Below are 22373 nucleotides of genomic sequence, written 5' to 3' on the forward strand. Positions count from 1 at the left end.
TTTTCTGCATTTTTTTATGGCAACACCAATCTGGAGAGTGGTTTCAAACGAAACCCACCGAAGGGAAGAAAATACCACTCGAAAGACTGCCTATTTTTTGGTAGTATCAAGGGTATTGAAAATCTCAGGTTAAAGGACAGATAGGGCAAAAGATGGGCTGATTGAGCATCGGCTTGGCTTTTGGCTTATTTTTTTTGGACTATTTTGCGCCGATTTGAGCGCCTTGACACAATCAAAGCTGACTACGCTCTTAAGATTGCCATAAGGATTTGTTATGACGGAAGCTTCTACCCCTGCCCCACAGCGCACGCCCCTTTATCAGTCTCATGTCGACAGCAGCGGAAAGATGGTCGATTTTTCAGGCTGGGAATTGCCGATTCATTATGGCTCGCAAATCGATGAGCACGAAGCTGTCCGAACTGATGCCGGCATGTTTGACGTGTCACATATGGTGGTGGTCGATGTCACCGGCAAAGACAGCAAAGCTTGGCTACAAAAGCTACTTGCAAACGATGTCAATAAATTAAAAACCGTTGGTAAAGCGCTTTACTCGCCCATGCTCAACGATAATGGCGGCATTATTGATGATTTAATCGTTTATTTGTCAAACGAAGACGAAACAGCGTACCGCATTGTCTCAAACGCCGCCACTCGCGACAAAGACATGGCGCAATTTGAAAAAGTCGCCAAAGACTTTGAGGTAAGCTTAAATGAGCGCTTAGACTTGGCAATGATTGCCGTTCAAGGTCCAAATGCCATTGCAAAATTGACCCAAGCCAAGCCTGAATGGAAAGAAACGGTTGACGGGTTAAAGCCGTTTGTTGGGGCAGATTTGAGCAATATTGAAGGTGACAACTGGTTTGTTGCCAAAACAGGCTACACCGGTGAAGATGGCGTTGAAGTCATCATGCCAAACGAAGCTGCTCCTGAATTTTTTGAACTATTAAAACAAAACGGCGTGAAGCCTGCTGGACTTGGCGCTCGTGATACGCTTCGAATGGAAGCTGGCATGAACCTTTACGGTCATGATATGGATGACAATGTCAGCCCTTATGAGTGCAACATGGGCTGGACACTGGCGCTCAAAGATGACCGCGACTTTGTCGGTCGTGAAGCACTGGTTAACAACCGCAAAGCCTCACAAGACAACAATACGGCAATGAAGCAAGTCGGGCTTTTGATGACCGCTCGCGGTGTCCTTCGTGAGGGCATGACCGTGACCATCAATCAAGGTACGGAAAATGAGCAAACCGGCATTATCACCAGTGGTACATTTTCACCAAGCTTGAAAAACTCTATCGCTATTGCCCGCGTTCCTGCCAACGTCACCAAAGACGACAGCGTTCAGATTGATTTACGCGGTAAAGGCAAGTTTGTTGATGTTCGCGTGATTGATTTGCCTTTTGTTCGTAACGGCAAGCAGCAATTTGACTAATTGATCCCGCTAATCAAAATTTTGATTGCACGGATTGACTTTTTTTATTCTCTTTATCCTTAAAGGAGCCCCCCATGAGCAATATCCCAGCCGACCTTAAATATGTTGCAAGCCACGAGTGGTTACGTTTAGAAGACGACGGTACGATTACTGTTGGTATCACTGACCACGCTCAAGACTTGCTTGGCGATGTGGTTTTTGTTGATTTGCCAGACGTTGGCGACAACATCACCGTTGATGAAGAAATCGCGGTGGTCGAATCAGTAAAAGCGGCTTCTGACGTTTTTGCGCCTATCAGCGGCGAAGTGGTTGCCATTAACGAAAGCTTAGAAGATGACCCTGAAATCATCAACTCTGACCCATACGGCGATGGTTGGTTCTTTAAAATGAAGCCTGAAAACATGGCAGATTTTGAAGCGCTAATGAGCGCTGAAGACTACGAAAACGAGCTGTAAGTTTTATCGTTTTCATCATGCTTTTTTAATGTCTTATTAAAGTTTGGGCAAATAGTATCTAAGAATAGTATTTGCCTGCGCTAATCCGTCAAACTGGCGTTATGTTTGTCAGCAAGCATTGCGCTAAGCCTTCTTGTCATAGCCTAACCATTCACTATTTACTTAAGCGTTTTATTATCGCGGAGTGAGTTATGAGTCCTGATGACAGCCGCCTTACGCCTACCTTAAAAGGTCAGGACTTTGAGGTCTGCGTTCAAAATGACAATGTGCATCTTGATGCTTTTCGCGAAGTGATTGAGTCGCGCCGCGCCGTCCGCAAATTTACCAAAACGCCAATCCCTGATTCGGTCATGCAAGATTGCCTGCGCCTTGCTATGCTTGCGCCCAATTCAAGCAATTTACAGCCGTGGGAGTTTTACGTTATTGATAGCGCTGACAATCGCGCCTGCGCCATCAAAAACTGCATGAATCAAAACGCGGCAAAAACTGCAGCAAGGCTGATTGCGGTGGTGGCAAGAACCGATACTTGGCAGGACAATGCCAAACGCCTCTTAAATGAGTATCCCATCAAGCCGCCGCCCAAAAAAGTCAAAGACTACTATAATAAGCTTGTGCCACTGGAGTTTTTTCGAGGACCTTTGAGTGTCATGTCGCTTGCAAAATGGGGTGCGACCCAAACCATTCGGCGTTTTAAACCAATAAAATCACCCTATTATACCTTTGATGAGGTTAAAAATTGGGCAACCAACAATACGGCGCTTGCCGCTCAAAACTTAATGCTGGCACTGCGAGCGCACGGCTTTGACAGCTGCCCGATGGGCGGCTTTGATGAACCTGCCATGAAAGCGCTTTTAGGTTTAGGCAATGAGCATCATATCGTGATGATGATTGCTGCCGGCAAGCGTGCGGACAACGGCATTTATCACGACCAGTTTCGAATCACTTCAAGACAGTTTGTATTTCACGTTTGATTGAATCAATGCCTCATCGTTGAGTGTTGATGTTTTATTTTTACAAGGATTTTTATGACCACTGCAAAAGCCCCTGACTTTGACTCGTTCAAAGGCTTATTTAATGAAAAAGAGTTTGTCTATCGTCATTTAGGCTCAGACGAAGCTCATCAAGCGGTGATGCTCAGCGCCATCGGCTATGACGATATGGCAAGCTTTATTAATGATACCGTTCCAGAAGCCGTCCGACTGCATAAAGAGTTGGACTTGCCACCTGCGATGAGCGAGCATGCCGCGCTTGCCAAACTTCGCGCCATGGCAGACAACGTAACCGTAAACAAAAGCTACATCGGTCAAGGCTACGCGCCGGTTCGTATGCCGGCGGTCATTCAGCGCAACGTCCTTGAAAATCCGGGTTGGTACACCGCTTACACGCCATACCAAGCGGAGATTTCTCAAGGTCGATTAGAAGCCCTGCTCAACTTTCAGCAGGTTTGTATTGACCTCACTGGTCTTGAATTTGCAGGAGCGTCATTGCTTGATGAAGCGACCGCCGCTGCTGAAGCCATGGCAATGTCAAAGCGCGTGAGCAAAAGCAAATCCAATAGCTTTTTTGTCGATGAGCGCGTTTATCCGCAAACCCTTGATGTGATTCAAACCCGTGCCAAATATTTTGGTTGGGATGTGGTCGTTGGTGATTTTGAAACCGCCAAATCCGGCGATTATTTTGGCGCCCTGTTCCAATATGTGGGTAAAGAAGGCGACGTTCAAGATTTAACCGACGTCATCACTGAAGTTAAGAAAAACAAAACTTACGTAAGCGTTGCCAGCGACATCATGAGTCTTGTGCTGCTTAAGTCGCCTGCCGATATGGGCGCAGATGTGGCGCTTGGAAGCACTCAGCGCTTTGGTATCCCGATGGGCTTTGGCGGGCCGCACGCTGCTTACTTTACCTTTTTAGACAAAGCCAAACGTTCAGCACCTGGTCGAATCATTGGCGTATCAAAAGACGCTCAAGGCAATACCGCGCTTCGAATGGCACTTCAAACCCGCGAGCAGCATATCCGCCGCGAAAAAGCCAACTCCAATATTTGCACCTCGCAAGTGCTACTTGCCAACCTTGCTGGCATGTACGCCGTTTATCATGGTCCTGAAGGCATCAAGCGCATTGCCACAAGAATTCATGCAATGGCAACGGCGTTTGCTGATGTGATTAAAAACGAAGGCGGCAGTGAACTTCGCGTCGTTCACGACCAATTTTTTGATACCGTATTGGTCGATTGCGGCTCTGAAAAACTGGCGACGCAAATTTTTGAAAATGCCGATAATATTGGCTACAACTTATGGCGCGTAGGCGACAGCAAAATCAGTGTGGCATTTAGCGAAATCAGTGATGCCGCTGACTTTAACGTGCTGACGCAATTGTTTGTGAACAAAGCTTTTGATTTACCAAATGAGGCTCGCGTGTCACTAAGCAGCGAGCACTTGCGGACGGATGACATTTTGACCCATCCGGTGTTCAATTCGCATCATACCGAGCACGAAATGCTGCGCTATTTAAAATCGCTTGAAGATAAAGATTTGGCGATGAACCGCAGTATGATTCCGCTTGGCAGCTGTACGATGAAGCTGAACGCCACCAGCGAGATGCTACCCATCACGTGGCCTGAATTTGCCAACGTCCATCCGTTTGCACCGCGTGACCAAGTTACCGGCTATATTGAGATGATTGACAGCTTGCAAGACCAATTAAAAGCCATCACCGGTTTTGATGACATCTCCATGCAGCCAAACTCAGGCGCGTCAGGGGAATACGCAGGGCTACTTGCCATTCGCCGCTATCATGAATCGCTTGGTGAAAACGACCGCAACATTTGCTTAATTCCAAAATCAGCCCACGGTACCAACCCTGCCACCGCCATGATGATGGGAATGCAAGTGGTCGTGGTCAATACCGATGACAATGGCAACGTTGATATTGGGGATTTGACCGCCAAATGCGAGCAGTACAGCAAAAACTTAGGCGCGCTCATGATTACTTATCCCTCAACCCACGGCGTCTTTGAAGAAGGTATCCGCAAAATTTGCGACCTCATTCACAGCCATGGCGGTCAGGTGTATATGGACGGCGCCAACATGAATGCTCAAGTTGCCATCATGCAGCCTGCAGAAGTTGGCGCAGATGTGCTGCACATGAACCTTCATAAAACCTTTTGTATCCCGCACGGCGGCGGCGGTCCTGGCATGGGACCTATCGGCATGAAGTCGCATTTAGCGCCGTTTAAATCAAGCCACGTTATCTCACCGGTATTTAACGCGCCAAAAGACTGCTCAGCCGTGTCTGCTGCACCTTATGGCTCAGCCAGTATTTTGCCAATTTCATGGATGTATATTGCCATGATGGGTCGCGATGGCTTGCTTGAGGCGACCGAAGTTGCGCTATTAAACGCCAACTACATCGCCCATCAATTAAAAGACGACTACCCTGTGCTTTACACGGGCAAAAATGGCAAAGTCGCTCACGAATGTATCATTGATATTCGTCCACTAAAAGACGAAACCGGAATCACCGAAAGTGATATTGCCAAGCGCTTGATGGATTATGGCTTCCACGCGCCAACCATGAGCTTCCCTGTTGCAGGAACGCTGATGATTGAGCCGACCGAATCGGAGTCTAAAGAAGAGCTTGACCGCTTTATCGATGCGCTAAAAGCCATTAAAGCTGAAGCCTTGAAAGTCAAATCTGGTGAAAATGGTTGGTCACGTGAAGACAACCCACTGGTCAACGCGCCGCACACCGCCGCAATGATTACCGCTGAGGACTGGTCGCATCCGTACAGCCGCGATGAAGCCGCCTTCCCGCTACCTTACGTTCGCGCGCATAAGTTCTGGCCGACCGTTGCCCGCGTTGATGATGCTTATGGCGATAAAAACCTCATGTGCTCATGCCCTGGCATCGAAAACTATATGTAATTCAGCATAACGTAACGTTTTGATAAATTGCCTTCAAGTCAGTCATGGCTTGAAGGTTTTTTATTTTTTAATTTAATTTTTGTTATGATAAATAAAAAGGCTGTTGAAAAAAGGACAATTATGAGTAAAAACCGCGTCATTTTAATTCATGGATTGCATCAAAACGCTTGGGTGATGACCCCGCTTGCAAGGCGCTTAAATCAGCAAGGCTTTTATACGCACCAATTTGGTTATAAAAGCCTTAAAAACAATATCATCACTCATAGTATCGAGCTAAATAATTGGCTTAAAGCCCGTCATGACCCCAATCAAGCGCTTGATTTGGTTGGTCACAGTTTAGGCGGCTTGATTATTCGAGATTTTGCGGCAAGGTTTCCGCAGTGGCAACTTGGTCGCGCGGTAACGCTTGGCTCACCGCATTTGGGCAGCGTTTGCGCGGATTACGCTTGGCGGCTGGCGCCAAAACTCGTTGGCAAATCGTATTTGGACGCACTTGATGGCACGATTGCGCCGTTTGATAAGGATAGATTGTGCTTAGGAGTGATTGCAGGAAATAAGCCGCGCGGTTTGGGGCAGCTGGTTTTAAAGTATCATCAAAAAAAGCAAAGTGCTGAAAGCCTACTTTCTGAGCAACTCAGCGAACAATACAGCCATGACGGCACGGTTTATTTGTTTGAAACCCGTCTTGAGGGCGCCGCTGACCATTTAGTTTTGCCGGTATCGCACACCGGAATGCTCATTGATAAAACGGTGGCGATGCAAACGGCATATTTTTTACAACATGGTCATTTTAACCACTAGCATTTTGATTGGATAAAAGCCCCATCCCTGCTTGCAGCTGTGATTTATGGTTTTGAATGACGGGCAGCAGTTTTGATTTTACCCAATCATGACGCCAACCTAACAGCCCTTCTGGAAATTCAGTATCAGCCTTATCTAGCGCAACAAACTCATAAAGCTCATGAAGCCATTTTTTGCGCATAAGAATATTTTTAGGAACCCCTAAAGCTTCAGCTTGAGCTTTGATAACCTCTTGAACCGCATTATCAAGCGCTTTATCCTTTGAGCGATACGGCGCGACGATTAAAGCTGGTTGGTCAGCCAAGGCTATTTTTTTAGCATTTTTAATGACGGTCAATAATTCCTCACCATATAAGCGAATCATACTTCGGTGCATCGTCGTTTTATGAGCAAGTTCGCGCAAATTACTTGGCTGCTCGTTGATAATCTCACGGACGGCTTGTTTTTTAATCACAAAGGTTCGCGGCTGATTGGTCGCCCTTGCCAGCGCCTCTCGCCAAGCGCTGACTGCCTGCAAAATCGCCAGCTGCTCCCCTGTATAGCGATAATCGGCAAGCCCTAAATAAATGTCTTCATCTTCAATATGCTGAACGTCATAAAGCTCAGCAGCATAAAGCTGACAATCTTCCCAAACGTAATCGTAAAGTCCGCGCGATTTTAGCTGCTGCTCGACCACCAAATATAGCGCCGGCAAATAGCGAACGTCATCAATCGCGTAGTCCTCTTGCTCCTCGGATAAAGGGCGTACTAGCCAATCAGACTGACTGTGCTCTTTGTCAATGTGCATGTCCAAAACATCGGCAAGTGCTTGCTGATAGCCCATTTGCAACTGCCCCGTTAAATACGACAGCGCAATTTGGGTATCAAAAATATTGGTTAAGGGCGGACAATCGGACAATAAATAAAAAATCCCCAAATCCTCGCCGCAAGCATGCCAAATGGCAATATCGACTTCGCTCACTGATTGCCAAAAATCGGCAAGGCGCAGCTTTGGCGCATCAAGCAAATAAATGGCGTTGCCGGTGTTTAGCTGAACCAAAGCAAGCCTTGGGTAATAAGTATCGCGTTTGATAAACTCGGTATCAAGCGCCACGCGACCGCACGTTGCCAAATCCTCAAGCACCATCGCTAGCTGATATTGCTCACGAACCCAAACGACCGGCATATCATCAGCAACATCCAGCAGCGCATCAATATCCGGCTCAGCTAAAGTCGTGGTAGCTGAATGTTGCTCTAAATTTTGCAAAGTTGCTAACGGCGCGGCGCTTTGGGTGGCAGTGTTGGCTAAATCATCGGTCACAAGCGGTGTCCTGAGTTATCGGGAAAATTAAAAAATTGAGTTATCAATAGAAATTATAAAAAAGAGCGGTTTTGCAGGGCTTGACCAAGGGTCATGCTGTCAAGATATTCAAGCTCACCGCCCATCGGCACGCCTTGAGCAAGCCTTGTGACCTTCTTAACATGCCGACCGACCGCTTCGCTGATAAAGTGCGCGGTCGTTTGACCCTCAACCGTCGTTCCCGTTGCCAAAATCAGCTCATCAATCGGCATTTGAGTGACGTAATGAACCAGTTGGTCGATGTTTAAATCGTCGGCGCTGATGCCATCAATCGGCGATAAATGACCGCCGAGCACAAAATAGCGACCGCGATAATTGGCAGTTTGCTCGATTGCCATCACGTCCGCTGCCGTTTCAACGACGCAAAGCTGGCTATCGTCGCGCCTTGGGTCTTGGCAAAGTGGACAAATCGCCTCATCGCTTAGGCTATGGCAGCGCTGACACTCATTGATGCCGCGCATGGCTTCATCTAAAGCGTGGGCTAAGGCAATGCCTTGCGGGCGCTTTTTGGTCAATAAGTGCAGCGCCATGCGTTGGGCACTTTTTTGACCGACCCCAGGAAGAACGCGAAGCTGATTGACCAGTTGGTCAAATTTGGCAGTAAGCAATTGGACATCCTTTTTTTGGTAAAATTTACCATGAAAAGTCACGGATTAACCTTAAAAATGGGGTCAAATCACGCAAATAACAACCCCAAAACGGCTTGCTTGATTGCCAAATTTTACGTTAAAAATCGTGTTAAATCGCTCTTAATTGGCGATTAAAACAAGCCTTGCATTCCTGGTGGTAATCCCATGCCGGCGGTCGCTCCTGCCATGGTTTCTTCATACAATTCATCCGCTTGGCGAACGGCGTCGTTAATGGCAGCAGCAATCAAATCTTCAATCATGTCCGGCTCATCTTCTAATAAGCTTGGGTCGATGCTGATACGTTTGACCACGTGGCGACCGGTCATGGTCACTTTTACCAAACCGCTTCCGGCTTCGGCGTGGACTTCTTTGTTGGCAAGCGATTTTTTGGCGCTCTCAACGTTGGTTTCGACCTTTTTTTGCATCGCTTGGGCTTGCTGCATCAATGCTTGAATGTTCATAATGCTCTCTTTTTAATAATTAATTTTAGTAACTAAGGAATATAAATCAACTAAAAACGCTCAATTATAACGCGCTCAAGCCAATCTGTCTAAACCGCGCGCCAAATCTTTAATGATGTCGTCCGCGTCCTCAAGACCAACCGACAAGCGAATTAAACCATCGCCCACGCCCGCTTCAAGGCGCGCCTCAGGGGTTAAGCGAAAATGCGTCGTCGTTGCCGGATGGGTAATCGTGGTTTTGGCATCGCCTAGATTATTGGTGATTGAAATCATTTTGGTGGCATCAATGACTTGCCAAGCGGCGGATTTTTCATCCAATTTATCGGTAGCTTTGACTTCAAAACCTAAAATTGCGCCAAAGGCATTTGGCATATGATTTTGCTGTTCGGCAAGTTTATGCGAGGGATGGCTTGGCAATCCTGAAAAATGAACGTGGCTAACACGGGGATGATTGACCAAAAATTCAGCGACTTTATTGGCATTGTCACAATGAGCGCGCATCCGTAGTTTGAGCGTCTCAAGCCCTTTGGTCATGACCCAAGCGTTAAACGGGCTTAAGCTGATGCCTCCTGAGCGAACTACGGTAAACGCTTCTTGCATCAGCGCATCGCTACCAACGAGCGCGCCGCCTAAAACCCGACCTTGACCGTCGATGTATTTGGTCGCTGAATGAATGACAATGTCCGCGCCCAAATCAAGCGGTCGTTGAATGGCAGGAGTGGCAAAGCAGTTATCCACAACCAGTAAAATACCGTTTTTGCGGCAAAGCTTACTTAAAAAACCAATATCACAAATTTGCGCCAAAGGATTGCTTGGACTTTCGCAATAAATGACTTTGGTATTGGGTTTTACCGCAGCTGCCCAAGCGTCGTTGTCAAAGCAATCCACATAGCTGACTTCAACGCCAAATTTGACCATATAGCCGTTAAATAAGCCAATGGATGAGCCAAACAGCTGATTTGCCGCCAATAAATGGTCGCCTGACTTTAAATAGGCTAAGCACATGGTCAAAATTGCGCCCATTCCCGACGCCGTTGCCACCGCGCGCTCGCCATTTTCAAGGGCAGCCAATCGACGCTCAAAGGTGCGAACGCTTGGGTTGGTGTGGCGCGAATAAACGTTTCCGGTTTTGGTGCCATCAAAATGGGCGGCAGCGTCGCTTGCGGATTTGTAAACGTAAGAGCTGGTGGTAAAAATCGGCTCGGAGTGCTCGCCCTCATCAGTTCGGTGTTGACCTGCGCGAACGGCAATGGTTTGCATGCCGTAGTCTAGGTTTAAATCTAAGGCATCATTTTGCCAGTTTTCATCAAGGGTGGGGTCAAATTGCGAAGTCAAAGTAAAATTCCTAAATTTCGGCAGAAGTTGTAAAAGAAAAATAAAGCGAAAAAAGCGGTTCAATAATTGCCCAATATCATAGCACGGGCATCAGTCTGCGACAGCTAAAACGTACAAAATTTTGCCGTCATTGGGTCGCAAATGAAACCCCATTAATAATTTTATGACTTTGATTGAAATCTCTAAATGATTTTGGCGAAGCGTGACTAAGAAAATTAACGTATTTGCCATAGGCACAAGCTTTAAGTCCTGTTAAGCTTAGCTGCGCTGGCGAAATGTGCGCTTAGCTCTCATTAAAAAACTTTGTATTTACCCAATGATAAGGATTGTCATGACCTCGCAAAATGCTTCCGTAACTAATATTCAAACTCCTAAAACCGTCAGCTTTTTGGGGCTTGGCGCGATGGGATTTCCAATGGCAGGGCATTTGGTTGGCAAATTTGACAGCGTTTTGGTTTGGAACCGCAGTTTTGATAAAGCCCGTCAGCATGAAACCGAGTTTGGCTCAACCGCCGCCGATTTTGAAACGGCGGTCAGCGCTGACGTGATTTTTTCTTGCGTGCCAACCAGTCAGCAAACCGCTGAGCTTATCGAGCGCGCCAAGCCTTATTTAAAAAAAGGCAGCGTTTGGGTCGATTGTACCAGTGGCGTCCCAGAAGCGGCAAAAATGGCGGCACAAATCTTGCAAGAACTTGGTTGCCAGTTTATTGACGCGCCAGTTTCTGGGCAGACCATTGGCGCCATCAACGGAACATTAACCGTCATGGCAGGCGGTGACAAAGCCGCGCTTGATTACGCCTACCCTGCCATTGATTGCTTTGCCGGTCGCATTGAGCATGTCGGCAAAAGCGGTGGCGGCTTTGCGGTCAAAGCGGTGAACAACACCTTATTTGCGGTGAACAGTTGGGCGCTTGGCGAGGGTTTGTCCGTATTAAAAGCGCATGGGGTCAGTCCGAGCGCAGCGCTTGCTTGCATTAATCATTCAAGCGGTCAAAGCTTTGCCTCAAGCGTTACTTTCCCTGACCGCATTGTTAACCGCAGTTTTCCAAAGACCTTTACCTTAGATTTGATGGCAAAAGACTGCGGCATTGCCACCGATTTGCAGCAAGAAGCCAAACTTCCTGCGCCCGTGATGGCGCAAGTGGCAAGCTTTATGCGCGCCGCGAGCAATCAAGTAGCCGCAGGGTCAGCCGATTTTTCCGAATTTATTAAATTTTTGGAACAGTGGCATCAACAAGAAATCAGCGATGATTTTGAGGCTTAAAGCCAAGCAACCAGCAACCCAAGTAAAAAGGTAAGTTTTCATGTCGATGCTCTACTCCGTCTTAAATCGACTTTGGCACTGCTTGGCGCTTCTTCTGCTGCTCTTACTTGGGGCAAATTTGAGCGGCTGCCAAGTGCTGCCTAAAGAGCCGCATTTGCCTAAAAGTATCGCCTTATCGGCAAGAGCTGAGGCGCTTTATCAAGGTGATGCTGCTTTACCTAGTGCAAAAAAAGGGATAGCTCAAAGCTCAGTCAAGAGCAATAATACCGACCTTGTGGCTGCCATCAGCGAACAAAATAACATCCACCCTGACTTATCCGGCTATTACCCCATCGTCACCGGCGCGAATGCATTTGCGGCGCGAAGTATTTTGACGGCAATGGCAACCAAAAATATCGATGTTCAATACTATATTTGGCACGATGACCAGTCGGGGCAATTGCTGCTTAAAGACTTATGGGAGGCAGCGGAGCGCGGCGTCATCGTTCGATTGCTGCTTGATGATTTTAATAACAACGCCGATTTTGACCAACAGTTGCTGCGCTTTGCACGCCACCCAAATATTGCCGTTCGCATTATTAATCCGCTTATGCACCGCAAATTTCAAACGCTGAACTATTTAACTGGACTGCCACGAATCAATCGGCGAATGCACAATAAAAGCATGACCTTTGACCGGCAAATTACCATCATCGGCGGTCGCAATATTGGCAATGAATATCTCAGCAACGACCAAAAAAGCCAATTTGCCGATTTGGACGTGATGCTCATTGGCAAAGTCGTCACGGATATTGATAACAGCTTTAATAGCTACTGGTCAGCGCCGATTTCTTTTGATATTGAAACGCTTGCAGAACCAAAGTCCAATGCCCCTAAGGATTTTTTGGTAGGGCTTGATAAGCTTGGCGAGGCGCAACAAAATAGCGGCAAAAACAACTTAAAGGTTTATAAAACGGCAATTGAAGACTCCTCCATTGATAAGGATTTGATTAACAAACAAGTGCCATTTCGCTGGACGGACATGCAGTTTTTAAGTGATGACGTTGGTAAATTGACCAAAAGCGCGCCGGTGGAAACTAACTTAGTTCATCAGCTGCGAACGCTGCTTGGGCGACCCTCCAAAGAGCTGACGATTATTTCTTCTTACTTTGTTCCCACCAAAAATGGGGTGAATACTTTAATTCAGCTTGCCAATAAAGGCATTAAAATTAAGATTTTGACCAACTCATTTGACGCCACCGATGTGACCGCGGTTCATTCAGGATATAGTCAATGGCGACCCAAACTTTTGCAAGCCGGCATCAAAATCTATGAGCTAAAATCAACAGCAAGTGAAGAAAAACGTGAAAACAAGCTTTGGAAAGCGCGCAGTCAATCGTCAACGAGCCTTCATGCCAAAACCTTTGCCGTTGATGACCATCAAGTATTTATTGGCTCTTATAATGTCGACCCGCGCTCGGCTAATATCAATACCGAAATGGGGGTTGTCATTAATGATGACGATTTGGCGCGGCAGTTGCACGAGGCGCTCAGCAATGATTTGCTCAATCAGGCTTATGAAGTAAAGCTTGCCGCTGACGGTCAATTAAAATGGCACACGATTGAACATGGTCGTCAAGTGGTCTATGACGCCGAACCGCAAGTGGATTTGATTGACCATCTTTGGCTGAGCATCATGTCATGGCTGCCCATTGATTGGCTGCTGTAGTCGCTTGATGGATTGAACTCATGTTACTTACTTAACTGGGGTTATGTTGCACTTAGCTGCTTTTTGGATGTGTGATTTATTATGCCTTCTCGATCTCAATATGCCTTAATGTCCTCCAAAGACAAAAACATGGTGATGTTTGTTTGTTTTAGCAGCGCCGTGGCTTTTTTCGACTTTTTGATTTATTTATATATGGCGGATATCGTTTCAGCCGCCTTATTTCCAATTATCGCAGAAGCGCGGTTTGCGAAACTGCAAAGCCTAGCTTTATTTGCGGTAGGTTATTTGGCAAGACCGCTTGGCGGGGTGATTTTCAGCCGCTTTGGTGACATTAAAGGTCGCAAACCCATTTTGCTCATCAGTATTTTGGTGACGGCTTTTAGTATGCTTGCCATGGCTTGCTTGCCGACGTTTGCGCAATGGGGCGTTGCTGCGTCCTGTTTATTTATTATTTTGCGGCTGATTCAGGGCATGGCGTTTGGGGTATTTGTACCGCTGGCTTGGATTTTTGTGGCAGAACACGTCCCTCGGCAATATTTATCACTCGGTTGTAGCTATGTGACCGCCAGTTTTTTTGTTGGGGTGCTCTTTTCTAATCTGTTTTTTACCTGGCTAACGGGCACCATGACCCCTGAACAACTGATGGTGAATGGTTGGCGGCTGCCTTTTATCGTGGCAGCGGTGCTGAGCTTTTTGCCGCTTGTCGCTTGGCGATTTATCAATGAAACGCCGTTTTTTGAAGCATTGATTCGAGAGCGAAAATCCCCTTCTAAACCTATCAAGTTATTGTTTAAGCACTGCGGTCAGTCAGTATTTATTGCGATGATGCTTACCATGGTCATTTCAAGTATTACCACCGTGGTGGTGCTGCTGCTTCCTGATTTAATTGAAATTGGCTTTACCATCGATAGTGACTTATTCGGTTTCGCCCACAGCTTAGGCATTGTGTTCATGATCTTTGGCTGCGTATTTTATGGGCTGATTTCGAACTATCAAAATTATGGTAAAGTACTCATTATCGGCTCAGCGCTGCTGATTGTTCAAGCTATTGTGTTTTATTACCATTTACAGTCCGGCGGCGATTATGTGTTGATCATGTATGCCCTGCTTGGTTTTTTTGCCGGCATCGTGGGCATGGTTCCGGCAATTTTAGTGCAATTATTCCCAACCAACGTTCGCTTAACCGGTCTTGCCATCTCCTATAATGTGATGTATGGCGTGATTGGCGGTGTTGTGCCATTCTTTTTGGGCTATGCGGCGTTATTTTTAGCGTTTGCTCCTGCACTTTATATGGTATTTATCGGCGCGATTGGCGTCATTATGGGGCTTTATTTTTATCAATTGCCAGAATTTAAGCGGATTAATGAAGTCATTAATGATTAAAAAGTCTTAACTTTCGCTTGCCAATTTTAAAATTTAATCAAATATGTAAGGTATCCCGTTCATGCTCATGTCCCAAAAGCGCCTATCAATTGCCCCAATGATTGATTGGACAACGGCTGATTTTCGCTATTTTGCACGGCTGTTTAACCCAAACGTGATACTTTATACCGAAATGATCAGCACCGGTGCGATTTTAAAGGGCAGTCGGGCGCGGCATTTGCGTTTTGATACTCTTGAGCACCCCCTTGTATTGCAGCTTGGCGGCGCGGATTGTAGCGAGATGACCGAATGCGCCGTTATTGCTCAAAATTACGGCTTTGATGAGGTCAATATCAATGTCGGCTGCCCCTCCGACCGCGTTCAGCACAATAAAATTGGCGCTTGTCTTATGGCAGAGCCAAAAACGGTTGCCAATTTGGTTAAAGACATGCAGGCAGCAGTTGATATTCCGGTGACCGTCAAGCACCGCATTGGCATTGACCACTTTGACAGTTATGAGTTTATGCGCGATTTTGTGGCAACGGTTGCCAGTGCCGGCTGTCAGCATTTTATCGTTCATGCCAGAACCGCTTGGCTGCAAGGCTTAAGCCCCAAACAAAACCGCGAAATCCCGCCGCTGCGTTACGAGGAAGTTTACCGCTTAAAGCAAGAGTTTCCGGAACTTAAGATTGAAATCAACGGCGGTATTGAAACGATTGAGGATATTAAAGCTCATTTAAACCACGTTGACGGGGTCATGATTGGTCGCGCCTTTTATCATAACCCGTATTTGCTTGCCGAGGCTAACCGCTTATGGGGTGAGCCTATCCCAACGCGCTCCGAGATTTTAACCAAGCTTTATCCGTATTTAGAGTCAAAAGTGGCAGAAGGCGAAGTTCTTGCCACCATGGCTCGCCATTATTTAGGATTGTTTCAAGGGTTAACGGGCGCTCGTAAATGGCGACAAGCCTTAAGCGGCAAGCCAAAGCTGACGATTGCTGATATTAAAAGTGCGGCGGATGACGTGTTGGCGCTTAATCCGGACGCTTAATTGTAAGGTTAGGCTTGCTGCAAATATTGTAGCATTGCCGCGCCGTTATTGATGATATGCAGCAGCATCGGCAACAGCAGCGAGCCGGATTTAATGCGTGCCAAACAAAAAATCAGCGCTAAAATTACAATGGTGCTCATCTCATAAATGCCGTATTGCAAATGAATCAGCGCAAAAATAACACTGGTCACCAAACTTGAAATAACCAAGCCGCGCGGCGCTTCAAACTGCTCGTTAATGGCTGACCAAAGCAGCCCGCGAAATACCAACTCTTCATAAATGGGCGCAACCACCACCATCACTATGACCAACAGCCAAACCGAATTGACTGAGGAAAATAACGGGTCAACGAAATCAAGCGGCGCTTTATCAAGCAGATAAGTCAACGCTTGACTGCCAATCATAAAGAGCAGCAAAATGCCAATCATGGCAATGGCAACTTTAAGATTAAAAGGCTTTAGCGCCAGATAATCGCCAACGGACTGCTTTTTTAATTTTAAAATCAGCCAAATCAGCAAGGTTAATATCAGCGCGCTGATAACGATGGAAGCACTCACCACCGTACCGTTACTGCTTCCTAAAAACAGCACCTCATCCCAAGCTAAGTGAGCTGAGTTTGTCAGTAGCCACTTCCCTGCCAAAAATACACTTGCCGTTTGGGTGACAAAAAACAAAATGATTGTTGCAACAATCAGCCCAATGACGCCAAACCTTGAAAACAAAGGCTTTGGCGGTGCTATATCTGCCGCTGATGGCGAACCACTCATCAAGCAGATTCCAGATCAGCGCGGTTTTTATTTGTAGCGGCACTTTGTGAGGCTAAAATTTCAAGGACGCGCTTTGAGACCGATTTTGGATACTCAAGCGGGAACATGTGACCGCCGGCGTGGGTTTCAAAAGGGATTTTTAGCCTTGCATTCATTTTTTGTGGAAACTTTTGCTTAAAAAAGACGCTGTCTTCACCAATAATCAGCTTAACCGGCGGCTTTGGCGCTTTATTTGGGGTCAGCCAATACCATGAAGGGTTGGTTCGAAATATCGCCACTTCATTTGCCTTTGGAATTGCAAGGGTGACTTTGCCGTCGGCGCGCTCCTCTAACCCGTGATTGATATAGCCTTGAAAACTTTCGTCGGTAAAGTCTTTAAAAAAGGCTTTGTGACGCAGTTTTTGATAAGCATCGTCACGGCTGTCCCAAACGTCGCGGCGGTATTTTGAAATTCCTGACGGCGATATTTTGTCCATTAAGCGGTGGTTCATCAGCGGCAGACGGTCAAGAGTTTTTGCCAAATGCCAAACCAAGCTTTTATGACCATAAATCCAAGGCGGATCTAAAAGTACCGCTTGGCTCACGCGATTGGGCGCTCGGTACAAGGATTGCAGCGAACACATGGCGCCAAGCGAATGACCAACGACAACGACCGTATCCACGCCATGCTTTTGGCAAGCGCTTTCAATACTGTCAATCACTTGCTGAGTAAGACTTTTCCAGTGGTTGTCTACGGGATAATCGGGCGTTGCGCCGAGCATGGCAATGCGCTCAATGGTAAAAAACGGCTCAAACGCCTCAAAAAATCCAGCTTCCACGTAAACGGCACTGGGCATGCCATTGGCGTGAGCAAAATGTAGCACTGGCTTTTGGGTGAGTTTTGATTTGGGCAGATTGGCAAAGCTTTGAGGGTCAATCGTCATAACTACTCTTTTTCATCCGTGAATTGTTTATTAAAATTTGGCAATAATAAGCCTGCCGCCAAATTTATTTTGACGGCAACTTAGATTGAAACATCGCAAGTTAACGCATTTGCGCGTTATTGTCTTCCTTTGGCAACACATCAAGGCTTAAATTTGCCCCAAACCCTGAGCCCATTTTTACCGCAAAACGATCCATAAACAATTGAAATGGATCCATCGGCGTATAATTCACCACATTGTCCAGCTTTAATTGGCGCTCAAGGCTTGAGATGCTGCCGGTTTTATCCGCAAGTCCCAACGCAATCGACTGCTCGCCGGTCCAAAACAGCCCTGAAAATAGTTTATTTTCTTCAGGGTTTTTCAGCCGGTTACCGCGACCTTGTTTGACCGCATTAATAAAGTGCTTATGGGTATTGGCAAGCACCGATTCGACGTGTTTTTCTTCATACTCTGTCAATGGTCGCGACAAGCTTAAAATGTCTTTATACTCGCCAGCGGTGATGGTTCGGTCTTTGACGCCGACTTTATCCATCAAACCTTCAATATTATAGCTTGGCATAATCACACCAATGGAGCCGACCAAGCTTGAGGGATTGACATAAATTTCATCAGCCGCTGAGGCGATATAATACGCGCCCGATGCCCCCATATCGCCAATAACGGCATACAGTTTTTTCTTAGGGTATTCTTTTTTAAGCTGCATCATCGTTTGCCAAATTTCATCGGACTGAACCGGTGAGCCGCCGGGGGAGTTAATATCCAAAGCAACCGCTTTTGAATTGGGGTTTTCAAACGCCCTTGTCAGCGCTTTATTGATATCATAGGCATTGGCAGGGTCGCCGCTGCTGATTGTGCCTTGCAAATCGACCACCGCCAAATGCGGCTGAGCATTGTCGCCGCCGAAGCTGTCGAACCCGCCTGCTTTTGGGCTGCTGCAACCGCGACCAAGGGTCAAAAATATCAATAAAATATAACCAAAGGTCAAAAGTTTAAAAAATATTCCCCAACGCCGAGCGCGGCGCTGCTCCTCAACGCTTGCCAGCAAGGTTTTCTCAATCAACCGCCACTCTTGACCACTTGGCGGCGCAGCAACGGGCTGCAAATTGTTATTGGTATTATTAACGTCATCGGGGCGTTTGTTAGGGTCAGGTGGCCAGTTCGGCATAAATTTTCCTAAAAAAATCAGTAAAAAAAACAAAATTGTCAATCAGTATGGTGACAATTCAAGACAGGTTCAATAGCGAAACGGTGAAATCTTTTTAATCATCACAAAAAATACCTAAGGTGGCAACATGGTCAACGCAGCTTCAAATGGCTTTCTATCATAAGTCACTGCTGAACCAATGGCTAATTTGTTCAAGGTTTCAGAAGAAGTTTGTGAGCGGCTGTGCCCTACCCAAACACTTTTGCCCTCATAATGAGCTTGATTGGGGCAAAGCAGCTCCCAAAGTTGCCAGTGATAAGGATGTCGGCTGCCGTCTAAAATGAGCTGATACGCTTTGGCTTGGCGGTTAGTAGCGCTCGAATTACGCATTTGCAGCGCAGCTTTTGGCGATGTTTTAGGATTTGCTAAGTTGAAATAAACAATTTCAATGGCAGCTTGACTACTAATTTGAATACTACAATCCCAAACTCGGCTATCGTTAATTTCAAGCCAACCTGTCAGCGCTTCAATGCGAATTGGGCTATCTGTTAAGCTAACGCTACCATCTGCTTGCCAAACTTTTCCCGACTGGCAGCCTTGAGCAGTGATTGCGCCTTTTGGCAAATCATTAATCATGCCAGCTTGCCAATAATTATGGATAATGAGTTGCTCACTTAATTTTGCAGCAACGGCAGGTAATAATGGCAACGAGCTTTGCGCTGATAATTCAACGTGAGCCGCCGCTGATTGAACCACCAAACCATCAAGACGCGAAATATTTAACCGCTGTAAATTGTCCGTTAAAGTGGCGCTAAGCACTTCGGCGCTTAACTGACTTGGTCGCGATTGCCAAGACTTATTGTCAATGGCTCGATGGTCAGCCAAAATAAGCCAACTGATTTGGCGCGTAGAATCATCTTTTGATACTACTGGATACTGCAACAAAGCGGCGCTTATTAAAGTATCGCCTGTCGGCAAAACATATAAGGTCGGCGTCGATAGCAGCGCTTGATTTTGCGCACTGACCGTCATTATTAACAAAAATAACGGCGGAATTGCCAAATAACGACCAATCAGACCGCGCGGCAGCAGCCAAGGCAGCAATAGCAAAACTGTAATCAGCAGCAAACTTGGCGTCATGGCAGTGGTCAGCCAAGCTTGCTTTGCCCCACCAAGTTCCGTTAGCCAAGCAATAAGCTGATGAAGCTGTATCAGCATTTGAGTGATGAGTTGCCAAATCTGGTCGGCGGCGGCAGGTGATACTAAATAAACCACCCCTGCCAATAAATTGAGCGGCACCAATAGCCAACCAAACAAACCAATGGCAAATAGATTAACTACCAATCCCCAAAGCGACACCTTATTAAATAAAATCAGCGTAACAGGCAATAGCGCCAAAAACAGCCAACCTTGCAGCTTGAATAAACTTATAAAGGCTTGCCAAGTTCGGTTACGCCAAGCTGAATAAATAGTGTCCCCAGATTGTATTTTCGCCCGTTTTTCCTCATAAGCCAATAACAGTGCCACCGCAATAAATGACAACCAATAGCCGGCTTGCCAAAGCATCAAAGGGTCAAACCAAGCCATCACGACCGCAAGCGCTAAGAGCACTTGCCGCGTTGAGATGGGCAGCAGCGTCAAGCGAACCAATCCTACCAAAAGCAGCGTCCAAGCCGTTCTTGCTGCCGGAACATCAAAGCCAGTAAATAGCGCATATAAAAAGGCAGCGGCAACCATCACCAAAAACCGCCATTGCCACCTTGATAGTCGCTGATAGCCTTGTGTCCAAAAGCGCTCAATTAATTTGCTCACCATTGCCGCTAAAATCAGCGCCAAAAACAACACGTGCGCTCCTGAGATGGCAAGCAGATGCGAAATCCCTGCAATTTGGTATAACTCTTTGGTATCACGATGAATTAAACTGCGGTCGCCGGTCAGTAAGCTTAAGGTCACCGCCCGCGCTTGCTGCTGCTCTTTTGAGAACGTATCCCAACCTTGGTAGAAATGCTCGCGCAGTTTAAAGCGACCTTGATTAATAGTTTGGCGAAATTGTTGTAAAAACCCCTCATCGGTTGACGGTTGCCAATTTGTAATCGTCAACTCACTGACCGCTTGAATTTGCGCTGTGCCATCAATATGCCGCGAGCGCAGCCAACGATAGCTGTCAAACCCTGACGTCGCCTCGTTTGATTGTTCTAAAGGCTTAATGGTCAAAGTCATTAACCGGCGCTCGTTTGGCATTAACGCATTGAGTTTTTCGGCAAGATTATCCCCGTCATTTTGGCGTTTTTTTTGCAAATTTGATAAAAACTTCGATGTTGGCTTTGATGATTTTACAGGCTGATTAGGTTGAGGATAAGCTTGCAGGAGCACGCGCTTTGGTTCGGCTAAACTATTGGCTTGCCAAAGTGAATTGTCATCAAGGGCGTGCTTTGCCAATTGATTCAGCTCAGTTGACGATAATTTTTTTGTCATTGGCAGCATGGCTTCAATGACTGCCGCTTGCCGATAGCCGGTGTCCTCGGTCATGACGCTATCGCTCAGCGCTTCAATTCGGACTAACGCCTGAACACGATGGCTTTGAGTGATTTGCCGCTGCTGGGCGGATTGATGATGGTGGATAACTTGCAAAATGCTGATTACTATGAGCAATATCGCAAGCCCAATCTGCACGATTTTTTGACCTAACACTAAAAGCCTTTGGCTTTTATCAGCACGACAAACACTCAATGGCTTACGATATTGCAAAATCATCATTATTAAAGCAATTGCAATACCAATGATCGGCAATACTGACGGCGCTATCGTACCAAGCCAAACACTTTCAGGAACGCCAATATCTGTAGCCGCACTGAGTGCCGCGAGCATGACTGCTAATAAGGCGATTCCTAATAACCAAAACAAGCGCGCCCCTTAGCCATCATTGATAGCTCTTATTAATTACCCCTTTGCCTTGATTATTAACCGCTTGCTACTATTGGCATTAATAAAGGCTCAAAACAGCTATTTATAGACAATTATCAACAAAAAGTCGAGCACTTTTTATTAGGCGCATAGCTTTCAAAGGCATATTATCTTATACTGAGTCTAATCATTAAAATTGCCTACTTTATTGATTTTCTAGCCAGTTTTTATCATTCATACCAGCAAGTTAAGACAATTCATGCCCAAAAAACGCCTTAAAGCCATGCTTCCGACACCTGAAAAGCTGATGGAAAGCCGATCCTTAAAGTACTTTGCGCCGCATTTAGCCGATGCAAGGCTTTGGCAATTTAACCGCAAAAGCCTGAATAAAGCCGTTTATATCGGCGTATTAAGCGCTTTTTTCCCATTGCCGGGGCAGATGCTGCTGGCACTTATTGGTGCGCTGATTTTTCGGGCCAATGTGCCGATGGCGCTTGGTTTAACGTGGATTACCAATCCGGTGACGACTTTGCCGGTATTTTATGCTGCGTATTATGTGGGCGCGACCATCTTAGGCGAGCCGATGATTAGCCTGCGCCTCATTGGGCGGATGATTTCAGATTTTAGCTTGTGGATTTTGGCTGACGGCACAAACCCTTTTGTCACTTACCAAGGTTCGGTATCCATTGCAGCGTTCTGCCTAGGGCTGGTATTGCTTGCCATTGTGACTAGCATCATCTGCGGGCTTGCCTTTAATGCCATCTGGCGTTATCGAACTGTCGTCACGTGGCAAAAACGGCAATTTGAAGAAAAAAAGCGCTTATCGCGAAAATTAAAAAACGATAAGCGCCAGTTAAATGATTAGCCCATTA

The 22373-nt window shown here is 46.4% G+C and carries 18 protein-coding genes and 1 riboswitch; of the genes, 10 read left to right on the top strand and 8 right to left on the bottom strand.

Annotated elements, in window-relative coordinates:
* Window positions 1-20: 20 nt before the first annotated feature.
* Window positions 21-150: riboswitch (glycine riboswitch) on the top strand.
* 124 nt (window positions 151-274) lie between these two features.
* The 5 genes from gcvT to ACZ5XY_RS02390 all read left to right on the top strand — a co-directional run bounded on the left by gcvT (window position 275) and on the right by ACZ5XY_RS02390 (window position 6614).
* Window positions 275-1435 carry a glycine cleavage system aminomethyltransferase GcvT gene (gene gcvT, locus ACZ5XY_RS02370; protein WP_464742613.1) on the top strand — a complete coding sequence of 387 codons (1161 nt, stop codon included), beginning with the start codon at window positions 275-277 and terminating at the stop codon, window positions 1433-1435.
* Window positions 1436-1509: 74 nt separating this feature from the next.
* A complete protein-coding gene (gene gcvH, locus ACZ5XY_RS02375; RefSeq protein ID WP_464742615.1) occupies window positions 1510-1890 on the top strand; it encodes a glycine cleavage system protein GcvH in 381 nt (126 codons plus the stop codon).
* A gap of 191 nt (window positions 1891-2081) precedes the next feature.
* Window positions 2082-2861, top strand: a complete 780-nt coding sequence (locus ACZ5XY_RS02380; protein WP_464742617.1) for a nitroreductase family protein — start codon at window positions 2082-2084, stop codon at window positions 2859-2861.
* 54 nt (window positions 2862-2915) lie between these two features.
* Window positions 2916-5813 (top strand): aminomethyl-transferring glycine dehydrogenase, encoded by a 2898-nt coding sequence (gene gcvP / locus ACZ5XY_RS02385; protein ID WP_464742619.1) that lies wholly within the window; start codon window positions 2916-2918, stop codon window positions 5811-5813.
* Between the two features lie 117 nt (window positions 5814-5930).
* A complete protein-coding gene (locus tag ACZ5XY_RS02390) occupies window positions 5931-6614 on the top strand; it encodes an esterase/lipase family protein (RefSeq protein ID WP_464743705.1) in 684 nt (227 codons plus the stop codon).
* Here the strand turns inward: ACZ5XY_RS02390 and ACZ5XY_RS02395 are convergent.
* The 4 genes from ACZ5XY_RS02395 to ACZ5XY_RS02410 all read right to left on the bottom strand — a co-directional run bounded on the left by ACZ5XY_RS02395 (window position 6604) and on the right by ACZ5XY_RS02410 (window position 10303).
* Entirely contained in the window at window positions 6604-7914 is a 1311-nt protein-coding gene (locus ACZ5XY_RS02395; protein ID WP_464742621.1) for a ribonuclease D, read from the bottom strand. The genes ACZ5XY_RS02390 and ACZ5XY_RS02395 overlap by 11 nt on opposite strands.
* A 53-nt stretch (window positions 7915-7967) precedes the next feature.
* Window positions 7968-8561: a recombination mediator RecR gene (gene recR, locus ACZ5XY_RS02400; protein WP_464742623.1), complete on the bottom strand. Its 594-nt coding sequence runs from the start codon at window positions 8559-8561 to the stop codon at window positions 7968-7970.
* A gap of 152 nt (window positions 8562-8713) precedes the next feature.
* The gene (locus ACZ5XY_RS02405) at window positions 8714-9043 is read right to left on the bottom strand and encodes a YbaB/EbfC family nucleoid-associated protein (protein ID WP_464742625.1); all 330 of its coding nucleotides are present in this window, start codon (window positions 9041-9043) and stop codon (window positions 8714-8716) included.
* Window positions 9044-9118: 75 nt separating this feature from the next.
* Complete coding sequence (locus ACZ5XY_RS02410) at window positions 9119-10303, bottom strand: O-succinylhomoserine sulfhydrylase (RefSeq protein ID WP_464743707.1); 1185 nt, start codon at window positions 10301-10303, stop codon at window positions 9119-9121.
* 406 nt (window positions 10304-10709) lie between these two features.
* Here ACZ5XY_RS02410 and ACZ5XY_RS02415 point away from each other — a divergent pair, with 406 nt between their 5' ends.
* The 4 genes from ACZ5XY_RS02415 to dusA all read left to right on the top strand — a co-directional run bounded on the left by ACZ5XY_RS02415 (window position 10710) and on the right by dusA (window position 15763).
* A complete protein-coding gene (locus ACZ5XY_RS02415; RefSeq protein WP_464742627.1) occupies window positions 10710-11642 on the top strand; it encodes an NAD(P)-dependent oxidoreductase in 933 nt (310 codons plus the stop codon).
* A 46-nt stretch (window positions 11643-11688) separates the two neighbouring features.
* The gene (locus ACZ5XY_RS02420; RefSeq protein WP_464743709.1) at window positions 11689-13350 is read left to right on the top strand and encodes a phospholipase D family protein; all 1662 of its coding nucleotides are present in this window, start codon (window positions 11689-11691) and stop codon (window positions 13348-13350) included.
* Between the two features lie 81 nt (window positions 13351-13431).
* A complete protein-coding gene (locus ACZ5XY_RS02425) occupies window positions 13432-14733 on the top strand; it encodes an MFS transporter (RefSeq protein WP_464742629.1) in 1302 nt (433 codons plus the stop codon).
* 67 nt (window positions 14734-14800) lie between these two features.
* Window positions 14801-15763 carry a tRNA dihydrouridine(20/20a) synthase DusA gene (dusA, locus tag ACZ5XY_RS02430; protein WP_464743711.1) on the top strand — a complete coding sequence of 321 codons (963 nt, stop codon included), beginning with the start codon at window positions 14801-14803 and terminating at the stop codon, window positions 15761-15763.
* An 8-nt stretch (window positions 15764-15771) separates the two neighbouring features.
* On the opposite strand, the gene ACZ5XY_RS02435 is transcribed toward dusA, so the two are convergent.
* The 4 genes from ACZ5XY_RS02435 to ACZ5XY_RS02450 form a co-directional block, all read right to left on the bottom strand.
* The gene (locus ACZ5XY_RS02435; protein ID WP_464742631.1) at window positions 15772-16530 is read right to left on the bottom strand and encodes a lysostaphin resistance A-like protein; all 759 of its coding nucleotides are present in this window, start codon (window positions 16528-16530) and stop codon (window positions 15772-15774) included.
* Complete coding sequence (locus ACZ5XY_RS02440; RefSeq protein WP_464742633.1) at window positions 16530-17453, bottom strand: alpha/beta fold hydrolase; 924 nt, start codon at window positions 17451-17453, stop codon at window positions 16530-16532. Before ACZ5XY_RS02440 ends, ACZ5XY_RS02435 begins: the two co-directional genes overlap by 1 nt.
* Before the next feature lie 100 nt (window positions 17454-17553).
* On the bottom strand, window positions 17554-18618 hold the full coding sequence (gene sppA, locus ACZ5XY_RS02445; RefSeq protein ID WP_464742635.1) for a signal peptide peptidase SppA: 1065 nt from the start codon (window positions 18616-18618) through the stop codon (window positions 17554-17556).
* 114 nt (window positions 18619-18732) lie between these two features.
* The gene (locus ACZ5XY_RS02450) at window positions 18733-21501 is read right to left on the bottom strand and encodes a ComEC/Rec2 family competence protein (RefSeq protein WP_464742637.1); all 2769 of its coding nucleotides are present in this window, start codon (window positions 21499-21501) and stop codon (window positions 18733-18735) included.
* A 259-nt stretch (window positions 21502-21760) separates the two neighbouring features.
* Between ACZ5XY_RS02450 and ACZ5XY_RS02455 the strand changes: the two genes are divergently transcribed.
* On the top strand, window positions 21761-22366 hold the full coding sequence (locus tag ACZ5XY_RS02455) for a DUF2062 domain-containing protein (protein ID WP_464742639.1): 606 nt from the start codon (window positions 21761-21763) through the stop codon (window positions 22364-22366).
* Window positions 22367-22373: the final 7 nt, after the last annotated feature.

This window comes from Psychrobacter sp. GTC18467, from assembly GCF_055397455.1.

Bases quoted from the DNA above. Each gene is read 5' to 3' on its own strand.
- gcvT (WP_464742613.1), top strand. From the start codon at position 275: ATGACGGAAGCTTCTACCCCTGCCCCACAGCGCACGCCCCTTTATCAG.
- gcvH (WP_464742615.1), top strand. From the start codon at position 1,510: ATGAGCAATATCCCAGCCGACCTTAAATATGTTGCAAGCCACGAGTGG.
- ACZ5XY_RS02380 (WP_464742617.1), top strand. From the start codon at position 2,082: ATGAGTCCTGATGACAGCCGCCTTACGCCTACCTTAAAAGGTCAGGAC.
- gcvP (WP_464742619.1), top strand. From the start codon at position 2,916: ATGACCACTGCAAAAGCCCCTGACTTTGACTCGTTCAAAGGCTTATTT.
- ACZ5XY_RS02405 (WP_464742625.1), bottom strand. From the start codon at position 9,043: ATGAACATTCAAGCATTGATGCAGCAAGCCCAAGCGATGCAAAAAAAG.
- ACZ5XY_RS02410 (WP_464743707.1), bottom strand. From the start codon at position 10,303: ATGCAAACCATTGCCGTTCGCGCAGGTCAACACCGAACTGATGAGGGC.
- ACZ5XY_RS02415 (WP_464742627.1), top strand. From the start codon at position 10,710: ATGACCTCGCAAAATGCTTCCGTAACTAATATTCAAACTCCTAAAACC.
- ACZ5XY_RS02420 (WP_464743709.1), top strand. From the start codon at position 11,689: ATGCTCTACTCCGTCTTAAATCGACTTTGGCACTGCTTGGCGCTTCTT.
- ACZ5XY_RS02425 (WP_464742629.1), top strand. From the start codon at position 13,432: ATGCCTTCTCGATCTCAATATGCCTTAATGTCCTCCAAAGACAAAAAC.
- dusA (WP_464743711.1), top strand. From the start codon at position 14,801: ATGTCCCAAAAGCGCCTATCAATTGCCCCAATGATTGATTGGACAACG.
- ACZ5XY_RS02435 (WP_464742631.1), bottom strand. From the start codon at position 16,530: ATGAGTGGTTCGCCATCAGCGGCAGATATAGCACCGCCAAAGCCTTTG.
- ACZ5XY_RS02440 (WP_464742633.1), bottom strand. From the start codon at position 17,453: ATGACGATTGACCCTCAAAGCTTTGCCAATCTGCCCAAATCAAAACTC.
- sppA (WP_464742635.1), bottom strand. From the start codon at position 18,618: ATGCCGAACTGGCCACCTGACCCTAACAAACGCCCCGATGACGTTAAT.
- ACZ5XY_RS02455 (WP_464742639.1), top strand. From the start codon at position 21,761: ATGCCCAAAAAACGCCTTAAAGCCATGCTTCCGACACCTGAAAAGCTG.